The 1,948-nt window shown below is 67.8% G+C and carries 2 protein-coding genes; both read left to right on the top strand.

Annotated elements, in window-relative coordinates:
- The coding region (locus LI92_RS21065; RefSeq protein ID WP_046322409.1) for a class II fumarate hydratase at positions 1-1,066 on the top strand (1,066 nt) is incomplete at its 5' end.
- Between the two features lie 42 nt (positions 1,067-1,108).
- The coding region (locus LI92_RS21060) for an MFS transporter (RefSeq protein WP_046322411.1) at positions 1,109-1,948 on the top strand (840 nt) is incomplete at its 3' end.

The following is a 1,948-nucleotide window of genomic DNA, read 5'->3' as shown; positions in this document are numbered from 1 at the left end:
GATCGCCTCGATCGCCGCCGCCAACGGCGTGAACGTGCACCCCAACGACGACGTGAACATGTCGCAGTCCTCGAACGACACGTTCCCCACCGCCACGCACATCGCCGCCACCGAAGCCGCGGTGCGCCACCTGATCCCGGCACTGCAGGTGCTGCACGACGCGCTGGCCGCCAAGGCCGCCGAATGGCGCACCGTGGTCAAGTCCGGCCGCACCCACCTGATGGACGCCGTCCCGGTGACCCTGGGCCAGGAGTTCTCCGGTTACGCCCGCCAGATCGCCGCCGGCATCGAGCGCGTGCAGGCGACGCTGCCCCGCCTGGGTGAGCTGGCCATCGGCGGCACCGCCGTGGGCACCGGCCTGAACGCCCCTGACGGCTTCGGCGCCAAGGTGGTCGAGGTGCTGGTCGCCGAGACCGGGATCACCGAGCTGCGCACCGCCAAGAACTCGTTCGAGGCACAGGCCGCGCGTGACGGCCTGGTCGAGGCATCCGGTGCGCTGCGCACTATCGCGGTGTCGCTGACCAAGATCGCCAACGACATCCGCTGGATGGGCTCGGGCCCGCTGACCGGCCTGGCCGAGATTCAGCTCCCCGACCTGCAGCCGGGCAGCTCGATCATGCCGGGCAAGGTCAACCCCGTGCTGCCCGAAGCGGTCACCCAGGTGGCGGCACAGGTGATCGGCAACGACGCGGCCATCGCCTGGGGCGGCGGCAACGGCGCCTTCGAGCTCAACGTCTACATCCCGATGATGGCCCGCAACATCCTGGAGTCGTTCACGCTGCTGGCCAATGTCTCGAAGCTGTTCGCGCAGCGCTGCATCGTCGGCCTGGTGGCCAACGAGGAGCACCTGCGGCAGCTGGCCGAGTCCAGCCCGTCGATCGTGACACCGCTGAACTCCGCGATCGGCTACGAGGAGGCCGCCGCGGTGGCCAAGCAGGCCCTCAAGGAGCGCAAGACCATCCGCCAGACGGTGATCGACCGCGGCCTGATCGGTGACAAGCTGTCGGAAGCCGAGCTGGACCGCCGCCTCGACGTGCTGGCGATGGCCAAGGTGGACGAGGACTAGACCGCCAGGCGGATAGTCGGCCATCGGATGCGGTGACCGGCGATGAGCACTGATCCCGTCGGGTCGGCTGTGGGCCGGTCGACGCTACGGAAAGTGACGCGCCGGCTCATCCCCTTTGTGGCGCTGCTCTATTTCGTCAACTACCTGGACCGCGTCAACATCGGCTTTGCCGGGCCCAACGGCATGAATGCCGCGCTCGGCATGAGCGCGACCATGTTCGGATTCGCCTCGGGCGTCTTCTTCTTCGGCTATCTGCTCCTGGAAGTGCCCAGCAACATCGCGCTGCACCGATTCGGGGCCCGGCGCTGGCTGGCGCGCATCATGCTGACCTGGGGAATCGTCAGCACCGCAATCGCTTTCGTGCCCAACGCGGCCACCCTGGTGGCCCTGCGGTTTCTGCTCGGGGTCGCCGAGGCCGGCTTCTTCCCCGGCATCATCTTCTATCTCACGCTGTGGTTTCCCGCCGAGCAGCGCGCCCGGGCCGTTTCCCTGTTCATGGTGGCGGTCCCGGTGTCGACGGCGATCGGGGCCACCTTGTCCTCGCTCGTCATCGACTGGGGACACGGGATTTTCGGGCTCGACGGGTGGCGGTTCATGTTCCTGGTGGAGGGCCTGCCCGCGATCGCGCTGGCATTCGCCTGCTGGTTCTACCTGACCGACCATCCCGCCGCGGCAAGCTGGCTCGACACCGACGAACGCCGCTGGCTGGAGACCACGTTGGCCGACGAACGGGCGGCGGCACAGCCCGGTGAGCACTGGCCGCTGAAGAAGACGCTGCGCCACCCGCAGGTCCTTACCCTGGCCTTCGTCTATTTCGGCATCGTGTACGGGCTGTACGCCGTGGGGTTCTTCCTGCCGACCATCCTGTCTCTTATACACATC

Origin of the sequence: Mycobacterium sp. UM_Kg1 (assembly GCF_000972925.1) — a bacterium.
Lineage (GTDB): Bacteria > Actinomycetota > Actinomycetes > Mycobacteriales > Mycobacteriaceae > Mycobacterium > Mycobacterium hiberniae.
The sequence above is the reverse complement of the archived record's forward strand: the minus strand, read 5'-3'. Positions and strand labels throughout refer to the sequence as shown.